The organism is Geomonas sp. RF6 (assembly GCF_021044625.1).
Taxonomy (GTDB): domain Bacteria; phylum Desulfobacterota; class Desulfuromonadia; order Geobacterales; family Geobacteraceae; genus RF6.
The window spans coordinates 3,910,743-3,919,700 of the sequence record NZ_CP087999.1 but is presented as its reverse complement, the minus strand read 5'-3'; the positions used below and the strand labels follow the sequence as shown (position 1 = coordinate 3,919,700).

Sequence of the window (8,958 nt, the reverse complement as noted above, 5' to 3'; positions counted from 1 at the left end):
ATTTTCCGTGCTCACACTTCTGGCCGCACCGGGCGATTTGTCGGGAAACTTTACACTGCGGCGAGTTCTTTTAATCTTCGCATCAGGAGAGGAGGGAGCCTAAGGACAGGTCCGCTCTTTGAGGGGGGCGCTCGAGGAAGAAAGAAGGAAGGCCGCGGCAGAGTAATCGTTCGACATCTCGGCGACATCGGGCTGGTATTGGCCGTAGCGCACCCGGTCGCAGCGGGAGAAAAGAGGCGCCAGATCATCCTCTGTCCCCACCGGTGGCGCGGCAATGCCAGCGGAAGCGAGCTCTGAGCGTGTTGCAGCTATGTGCTGCACGACGCGAAAGAGAGCGGAATAGAATGCTTCCACATCTTTTCCCGCCAGCGCCGCAGCCGCCTCCGCAAGACGATCGGGCCCCGGTGGTGCCGGGTGCTCCAGCGTCGAGTGGCTTCTTCGACAAAAAAGGAAGAGACCGGCAGCGGTCGCGGCAAGAAGGGAGGCAGCAGCGGCTTCACCATAGCGCGAGGTATAGGTGGGGCGTATGGCAAGGGGGGCGGCAGGGGGCGGCTGCATCTCCGCTCGCGGCAAGGGCGCTGCTGTGACGGTTAGTGGAACAAGCGGGGTTTCCACGGTGCGGTACCCCCTGCCCGATGGATCGAAGAACGAGATTTCCGCAGGAGGAATCCCGTGCACCGCCGGGGTTTCCGGGACCAGGACCTGTTCACACGCAACGGCACCCCCCGTGAATGAGCGACGAGGGGGATAGGCGTGGAAACCGGGGGCGGAGACAGGTTCGCAGGAAAATGCATCCACGTTCCCTACCCCCCTTATGACGGTGCGCACGGTAACAGGGTCTCCCACGGCAACCGCTTGCGGAGCGGCGCTCCTCGCGACAGTGAAGCTCCCGACTGCGCCGCTGAAGCGGGGGGGCCGCCCTGCGGCGGGAAAGTCGAGTACAACGAGAGAGTGTGGATCCGAGGTAACGGTGACCGCTCTTCCTTCCATGCCGCCGAAGAAGGCGCCGGAGCCGGCTGCTGCAGCGAGGATTTCGCAGCGGAGTTCAGCGGGGCCGAGTTGACCAACGCCTGGGCGCAGTGCCGTTACCGTCGTCGCAAAATCGTACGCCGCCACATCCCTCCCGTCGGCCATCAGATGCCGTTCCACCGGCAGCCCGAAGGGGGCCATGGAGAATCGCCCGGCTTTGATGCGGGGGTACTGGATGTTTCGCACCTGTACCCCATCCACGAGCAGTGTAAAGACCACCGACAGCGGTTCCCCGGGATACACCTGCGTTTTCGCCGCTCTCACCTCCACCGATAACCCCTCCGGTGTAGTCCCCCCCCCCTGCTCCTCGCATCGGAGCTCGGGCACTACGAGGAGAAGGAGGAGGATAGCGATCCACGCGTTTGCTAGATTCGTCCGGGAAATACGTGGAAAACCGGATGAGTGTGCTATCAAAGGAGTAGGCGAGGCTATTACGTCCCCCCCTTTACGAAAGTTCATCCGGGAATTCCTGGGGAGCGTGGGTCCATTGGCACGAAGCAGTGCAGAAGGCCCAACGTTCCCCCCTTTGCGAAGGGGGGACAGGGGGGATTTGATCTTCAAGTCTCCTCCAGAACCGCAGCCCGTTTAACAGTACATCTCGGTCGTCGAACCCCGGTGCTGCGGCACTCTGAAGATCAACGACATTGGCACCACCAGTTTTTTGCAAAGTGGAATCAAAGAAATTGTTTGAGACCACAGCAGTTGCGACTTTGCAGGACGGTGCTGGCCAAGTCAAATCCCCCCTGTCCCCCCTTCGCAAAGGGGGGGACGCGAGGGCTCCTCCAGCGCTTCGTGAAAAATACTGTGGGTTCCACCAAATTCCAGGAGCCTATTTTGAGATACCCAGCCACGCCTACCAATCCTTTTCCGTGGGTCGGGACAGGCCTCCCCCTTTCCCTGCCACTACACCTTGCATCCCCTCGCGGCCGCGGGCCTCGGAAAGCATCTGCTCCGCTTGCTGCGGCGTCAGATTGCGTGACCTCTTGCCACGCCCTCTGCTTTGCCCCTCTGCCTTCTTCCCGTAGGTGGCAGCGCCTCTCTCTGCCGGATCAACCTTTTCCGTCTCGCCCTCGCCTGTCTTTCTCTTTCCTGTCGCTCCCCCCCTTCCGGTGGCGTCAGAACCTTTCCTCTCTCTCTCAGGACGAGGCGTCTCTCCCGCCTTTTCCGCTGCACTTGTGATTCGGGCCAGCCTCTTTCGCACTACCGCCAGGTTATGGCGTGCATCGCCAAGCCCCGGAGCAAGAGCTGCCGCCTCACGGTAGGCAGCCTCCGCCTCCGCGTAGAGACGCCGCCCACCCTGCTGGTCCTTTACCACAAGCTTTGTGGCCAGCTGATAGTCGCAATTTCCCTTGTTGTAAAGGGCTGTCCCCTTCGCCTGGCCATCCGCGGCTGACGCAGCAGCATCCGCGAATCGTTTCCGTGCCTCCTCAAATCTTTCCAGCCTGTACAGGGCGACTCCGGCATCGAAGGAAACGGCTTTCGGCGGGACGATCCACTTCTCGGCCCGGTGCAGCAGCTCCAGCGCGGAGAGGAAGTGCCCCTTTCGCAGTTCTTCCCGGGCCTGAGCCCAGAAGTGCAGCGCCAGATCGTAGCGCAGCAGCATGGCGAGGAGAGCGAGCATAATCAAACACCCGATGGAAATCCTGATCCGCCGGGTCATCTTCGCCTCCTGAACCCCAGCAGCGGCTCCGCCGCAAGAAGCCCCACCGCGAGCGTCAGCGGTATCTGGAACCGCTCGCGGATGCGCTGACGAGTCGTTGCCGAAGTCTTTTGCTCCAGCGAGGATAGCTCGGTGCGGTACAGCGCTGCCAGTTGCCGAGCCCCCTTTTCAAGCTCCACTACCTTTCCGCCACCGGCAGCGGCAATCCTCTGCAATGAAGCGGGCTCCAGGCGACTCTTCACCACCATCCCCCGCCGGTCCTTGTGAAAGGTCCCCTTTTCTTCGGGAATGAGCCCCCCCTGCAAACTGCCGACGGCGACGGGGCAGATGAGGATCCCTTCCTGCCGCAGCCGGGCCGCAGCGGCAGCGGGATCCGGGCCGTGATCCTCGCCGTCGCTGATGACAACAAGGACCCGCCCTCCCCCTTCCCTCGGTGGAAAGGCGCGAGCCGCCTCCTCCAGCGCGGCGGCGAGAGAGGTCCCGCCGAGGGGGATGGTGCCGGGTCCCGCGTCGGAGAGGACGGAGTTGAAAAGGGCGTAGTCGCTGGTGAGGGGGCAGACGGTGAAGGCGCTTCCGGCAAAGGCGATGAGCCCGATGCGGTCGCCAATCAATCCAGCCACAAGATCGGCCACGGCTTCCTTGGCCGCGGCGAGGCGGGTGGGGACGGCGTCGTCGGCGCCCATGCTCCGCGAGACATCGAGGGCGATGACGATGTCGATCCCCTTTGCCTGACGAGTCTCGGCGACCGCCCCCCACTGGGGACGGCAGAGCGCGGCGATAATGAGAACGACAGCCATGGAGAAAATCGCGCCGCGCGCAATCGCAACTCCTCTCCCATCTAGATGTAGGTCGAGAGATCCCGGAGATGCCGACGAACCCCATCCCCACCCCGACCCTCCCCTTGAAAGGGAGGGAGATGGACGGGAAGCTCCTTTCGGCCGGACGGGGCCCCGTGTAGGATAGAGATTTTTCAGCTCCAGCCGGCTTCGCCTTGCTCCCGCGGCGACGAGGGCTGCCAGCGGGATAGCCGCAGCCGCCAGCCACAGATATGCCGGCGCGCCCCACTCCATTTACAGAACCCTCCGCAGTACGGTGCACTTCAAGGAAACCTCGAGACACAGCAGCGCCAGGGCCGCGACCAGCAACGGAGGAAACCATTCGCTGTAACTGAAAAAGACCTTCTCCTCGACAGGTCGCTTCTCCAGACGGTCTATCTCGGCAAAGACGCGGCGGAGGACACGGCTGTCGTCGGCACGGAAAAAGCTCCCGCCGCTCCCGGCTGCCACCTCCCGAAGCGTCGACTCGTCGAGATCGGCGTCGATCTCCGTGTACGTCGTCCCCCCCAGCGGCGAAGGAACGGGAATCACCACCGCGCCCTTCGCCCCCATCCCCACCGTGTGGACCCGTATTCCCAGCGCCTTTGCCGCTGCCGCCGCCTCTCGCGGGGAGACGCTCCCGGCGTTGCTGCGGCCATCGGTCACAACGATGACGGCACGGCTGCGCGTCCCGGCATTCCGGAACCGGTTCAGTGCACAGGCGATTCCATCTCCCAGCGCGGTCCCGTCTTCTACCGAAGCGGTGTCGAGGCGGCCGACCGCCCTTTGCAACCACTCGTGGTCGAGGGTCAGCGGAGCCGCCGGGTACGCCCTCGCCGCAAAGGCGACGAGCGCGATGCGGTCACCGGCGCGGCCGCGGATGAAATCCGTCACTACCTTCTTCGCCATGACGAGGCGGTTCTCCCCCATACCCCTGCCGGAGAGGTCTTGCGCGAGCATGCTGCTGGAAAGATCGAGCGCCACCACCAGGTCCACCCCCTCGGTGCGGACCTTCCCCTCCCGCTCGATCCCCTGTGGACGGGCGAGCGCGACGATGGCAAGAGCAAGGGGAAGCAGGCGCAGGTACGGAAGGACGCGGGCGAGGCGGCTGCGTACAGTCTGCGGCAGGTGCTCCCCGCTGAGAGCGGCCGGGAGAGGGAATGCCTCTGCATTTTTTGCTCGATGGCGGAGCAAGAGGGTCAGAGGGAAAAGGAGAAGAAGGATGAAGAGGATGTGGGGATCATGGAACCTCATGCCGCCCCTCCGCGAGGTTCGTCACGAGCCGCCGGGCAGTTTCGAGAGCTCCATCTAGTTCCACCGCTTCCGCACGATGATTTGCAAATTTCACCCGGTCGCACAGCGCAAGGAGTTCACGGGCCGCCGCATGCTCCGGGCCAAGTACCGTGCGCACGCCAGGCTGGTCCAGAAGCTCCTGCGTCGTCAGGCACTCCGCCGGCACGCCGCTTCTGACCGCCACCCCCTCACGGAAGATCTCGGCAATTCGCCTGCACAGCTCTGTCCGGTCCACCTCTCCCAGCCGGTACTGCGCCGCGAGTTCCTCCACCACTCCACTGGGGTCCCGCTCCGTTGCCTCTGGCAGCACAACCGTCTTCTTCTGCTGGCGCAGCCGTCGGCGAAAGAGCGTGAGGGTGGCGCAGGCAAGAAGCCCAGCAGCGGTAAGGGTAAAGGGAGGGAGCGTCGGACCGGGAGCGGACGACCGGATGTCCCGGATCGAGTCCGCTGCCAGGTCCGCGCCCCCGGGGGGAACAGAGGCAGCCGCAGGAGAGGTCTGCACCAGCAGCGCGACGGCGAGGATCACCAGGAGAACGCGAGAGGCCGCCACGTTACCCCCTTCCCCAACGCTGCCGGGTCCTGAAAAAATGGGCAAGTGCATGCAGAGGCGGGACTCCGGTCTCCACCTCCAGAGAGGTGACGCCGGCCGCGGCGAAAGTCTCGCGCAACTCGCGTTGCCGGGCTCGCGCCCCCCTCTGGTAGGCATCCCGCACGGCCGTGGAAGTGCCATCGATTATCGTGCGCGCCCCACTCTCAGGGTCGGTCACGTCAAAGAGCCCGACGCCCGGGAGATCCCGGTCGTGGCTGTCGGTGACGGCGATCGCCACGACGTCGTGACGGCGGGCAGCAGCAGTGAGCGGATGCCGGAAAGCCGGAGAGAGGAAGTCGGAGATGATACAGACGGTGGCGGCGCGCCTGGTGACGCGGTCGAGGTACTGCAGCGCCGCGCCCAGATCTGTCCCTCTCCCGGCGGGCGGTGTGGAGGTGAAGGCGGCAACGATGCGTTCGGCGTGGCGGGCCCCTTTTCCGGGGGGGATAAATTCTTCGATACGGTCGGTGCAGGTCAGGAGACCGACCCTGTCGTTGCTGCGCGCCGCCGCGAAGGCAAGGAGCGCACAAACCTCCGCTGCGGTCCTGCTTTTGGAACCGCGAGGGGACGGGCAGTCGAGGGAGGGGGAGCGGTCCAGGAGGAGCATGACCGTCATCTCCCGCTCCTCGGCAAACCGCTTCACGAATGGGCGGCCGGCACGGGCGGTGACGTTCCAGTCGATGGTGCGCACGTCGTCTCCCGGCTGGTACTCCCGCACCTCCTCGAACTCGATGCCGCGGCCGCGAAAGACACTCTGGTACTCCCCGGCAAAGATCCCGCTGGCCAGACGTGAGGAAAGTATCTGCAGCCGGCGGATCTCTGCCCTGGACCAGCCGCCAGGCTGCGACACCCCTGCGCCGTCTTTTTGCAGAGCGTGCCGGAGCATGATCAGGGAACCTCCGTCTCGGCAAAGAGCCGCGCCACAATCGTCTCCACGGAGACCCCCTCCGCGTCCGCCTCGTAAGTGGTGATGATGCGGTGCCGGAGGATGTCCGGCCCGATTTCCTTGATGTCCTGGGGGATCACGTAGCCGCGCCCGCGGATCAAGGCGACGGCGCGGGACGCGACGGTGAGATAAATGCTCGCTCGCGGAGAGGCGCCATAGGCGATGAAACGCTTCAGATCGGGGAATCCATGACCGGCGGGGTCACGGGTGGCAAAGACGAGGTCGAGGATGTACTTCTCTATCTTGTGGTCGAGGTAGACGGCATCCACCAGCGAACGGGCGCGGACTATGTCGGCAGGATCGATAAGGGGACCCAAAGGTGGAGGGCGGTGCGTCCGCGCCGCGCGCTGCATGATCTCGCGTTCGTCCTCCCGGCTCGGGTAATCGAGGCGCACCTTCAGCATGAAGCGGTCCATCTGCGCCTCGGGGAGGGGGTAGGTCCCTTCCTGCTCGATAGGGTTCTGCGTCGCCATGACCAAAAACGGCTCTGTCAGCGGGAACGACTCCTCGCCGATGGTGACCTGGCGCTCCTCCATCGCCTCGAGAAGGGCGCTGTGCACCTTCGCGGGGGCGCGGTTCACTTCGTCGGCAAGGAGGATGTTGGCAAAGATCGGCCCCTTCTTTGTGCTGAAGGTGCCATGCTGAGGGTTGTAGACAAGGGTACCGACAAGGTCGGCGGGGAGGAGATCGGGGGTAAACTGGATGCGGTTGAAGCGGGCGTCGATGAGGCTGGCGAGGGTCTTTACCACCGTCGTCTTGGCAAGTCCCGGCACCCCCTCGATGAGGAGGTGGCCGTTGGCGAGGAGCGCGACGAGTATCCGCTCGATAAGGGGACGCTGCCCCACGATGACGGTCTCGAGGGCAGCGATGACCCGCCGGAGGAACTCCCCCTCCTGCTGCACCCGCTCGGTGAGACACTCGATGCTGCCGGCCATCCTCCCTCCCCAACAGAAACGGCATAACGCATATCAGGGTTAGCTCAAGGCTATAACTTCTACACCAAAAGATTTTTTAAAACAAGGGAAACGAGGAGAGTGTGCTAATTTTAAATCGTTCACCATAGGGAGAATATTACGGGTGAACCAGCTTAAAGAGCAGACCCATCCGGCGGCCGAAACAAGCTGTTGAGAAGCGTCTGCATGTGATACATTGCTTCAGGAATGTTACGTTGGAGGTATAGCCGATGAGGTCTGCATCGATCAATCTGAAGATCGAGCCGAGTATAAACGACCGGCTGGAACAAATGGCTCGCAGCACGAAGCGCTCCAAATCCGCTTTGGTCGAAGCCGCTATCCAGCAATACCTTGATCAGAACGAGTGGCAGCTAAGGGAGATTGAGGAAGGAGTTAAAGAGATCGAGGATGGCCGTGTCATGCCGCACGCGGAATTACTAAAGCGGTGGGAAGCAAAAGGTGCAGATCAAATGGCTGAGGGCCAAGCCCGACTCCATTGAAGAAGTTCATCCATATCAGAAGCAAAGAAAGCCTCCGGGAACCATGCTCACGGAGGCTTTCTGTATTGTGGCTGCCGAGTCGGCGTTAGCGCGGGCGCACTCTTCCCTTATTCCTTCCGAGCATTCACCAACTCCACAAAGCGGGACAAAAGCTCCGGGTTGAACCCCTTTCCCGACTCCTGAAGCATCAGCTTCACCGCTTCGTCGTGGGACTTCGTCTGCCCTTTCACCTTTCCGAGCGTAAGGGAGCTGTAGGTGTCGCAAAGGGCGGAGAGCTGCGCGCTGCGCGGGATGTTGTTCCCCTTCAGCCCCGCGGGGTAGCCGTCGCCATCGTACCGCTCGTGGTGGTGCCGCACGACGGTCAGAGCGACATCACCGTACACATTGGTGGCTTTGAGGTCCTCGTACCCCTGCTGGGCATGCCTTTTCAACTTGTAGTACTCGATGTCGGCAAGGGAGTCGGCCTTGCGGGCCAGGTCTCCGGTGAGGGAGGTCATCCCGAAATCGTGCAGCAGGGAGCCGACCCCCACGTCTGTGAGCTCATCCGGGTCGACGTTGAAAAGAACGTCGTGCGCCAGCAGGTTCAGCGCGGCGACCTGTGCGCTGTGGGCGAAAATATAGAAGTTGTGGTTCACTATGCTGCCAATCGAACGGAGTGCGGCTGCATCGGTGGCGACGAAAGCCATGAGATGATTGACCAGGGTGCGGCTGCGGTCGAGGTTGGAGGCCTCCTCCGGGTCCTCGAAGACGTCGATGACATAGTTGATGGAGGTCTGGTAGAGAATCGCCGCCTTCCTGTCACTGTCGATGTCGTCGCGGGAGAGTGCGTCCTTCAGTTTTTCCTCCAGGTACTTGGAGATTTCCTGCATGTCGCCGGCCCTCACGTACATGAACTGCGTGCCGGTCCTCTCCATCCGGCTGCGGTCGGCGGTGGTGAACTGCCTCTCGGCGTCCTTGTAAAGAACATAGTTGCCCGAGGTTTTCATAAAGAGCGGAATGGCGGGGAAATAATCGGTATCGATGCTGTCGGTGCTAATGGCGCGCCAGAAATGGTCTTTCATCGTGTCTACTACCTTTCCTGATTATGAGTGTGGCAGGTTCCGTTGCACCACCCTCATCGGCAGCGTCTACCAAAACTTCAGTCGGAAAATTCCGTAGAGGGTGCATTGCCTC

General features: G+C 62.7%; 9 protein-coding genes. 1 reads left to right on the top strand and 8 read right to left on the bottom strand.

Features of this window, described 5'->3' with window-relative positions; genetic code table 11:
• Positions 1 to 99 precede the first annotated feature (99 nt).
• From LPW11_RS16840 to LPW11_RS16810, 7 genes are all read right to left on the bottom strand, one after another.
• Positions 100 to 1,299, bottom strand: a complete 1,200-nt coding sequence (locus tag LPW11_RS16840; RefSeq protein WP_230995038.1) for a BatD family protein — start codon at positions 1,297 to 1,299, stop codon at positions 100 to 102.
• Positions 1,300 to 1,882: 583 nt separating this feature from the next.
• Complete coding sequence (locus LPW11_RS16835; protein ID WP_230995037.1) at positions 1,883 to 2,689, bottom strand: hypothetical protein; 807 nt, start codon at positions 2,687 to 2,689, stop codon at positions 1,883 to 1,885.
• Positions 2,686 to 3,486 carry a VWA domain-containing protein gene (locus tag LPW11_RS16830; RefSeq protein ID WP_230995036.1) on the bottom strand — a complete coding sequence of 267 codons (801 nt, stop codon included), beginning with the start codon at positions 3,484 to 3,486 and terminating at the stop codon, positions 2,686 to 2,688. Before LPW11_RS16830 ends, LPW11_RS16835 begins: the two co-directional genes overlap by 4 nt.
• A gap of 273 nt (positions 3,487 to 3,759) precedes the next feature.
• Entirely contained in the window at positions 3,760 to 4,758 is a 999-nt protein-coding gene (locus LPW11_RS16825; protein ID WP_230995035.1) for a VWA domain-containing protein, read from the bottom strand.
• Positions 4,745 to 5,347 carry a hypothetical protein gene (locus LPW11_RS16820; protein WP_230995034.1) on the bottom strand — a complete coding sequence of 201 codons (603 nt, stop codon included), beginning with the start codon at positions 5,345 to 5,347 and terminating at the stop codon, positions 4,745 to 4,747. Before LPW11_RS16820 ends, LPW11_RS16825 begins: the two co-directional genes overlap by 14 nt.
• Before the next feature lies 1 nt (position 5,348).
• The gene (locus tag LPW11_RS16815) at positions 5,349 to 6,272 is read right to left on the bottom strand and encodes a DUF58 domain-containing protein (protein ID WP_230995033.1); all 924 of its coding nucleotides are present in this window, start codon (positions 6,270 to 6,272) and stop codon (positions 5,349 to 5,351) included.
• A 2-nt stretch (positions 6,273 to 6,274) separates the two neighbouring features.
• Positions 6,275 to 7,267, bottom strand: a complete 993-nt coding sequence (locus LPW11_RS16810; RefSeq protein ID WP_230995032.1) for an AAA family ATPase — start codon at positions 7,265 to 7,267, stop codon at positions 6,275 to 6,277.
• A 248-nt stretch (positions 7,268 to 7,515) separates the two neighbouring features.
• Between LPW11_RS16810 and LPW11_RS16805 the strand changes: the two genes are divergently transcribed.
• Complete coding sequence (locus LPW11_RS16805; RefSeq protein WP_230995031.1) at positions 7,516 to 7,785, top strand: CopG family ribbon-helix-helix protein; 270 nt, start codon at positions 7,516 to 7,518, stop codon at positions 7,783 to 7,785.
• Between the two features lie 107 nt (positions 7,786 to 7,892).
• Here LPW11_RS16805 and LPW11_RS16800 read toward each other — a convergent pair whose 3' ends face one another.
• Positions 7,893 to 8,846, bottom strand: coding sequence for an HD-GYP domain-containing protein (locus LPW11_RS16800; RefSeq protein WP_230995030.1), 954 nt, complete (start codon positions 8,844 to 8,846; stop codon positions 7,893 to 7,895).
• Positions 8,847 to 8,958: the final 112 nt, after the last annotated feature.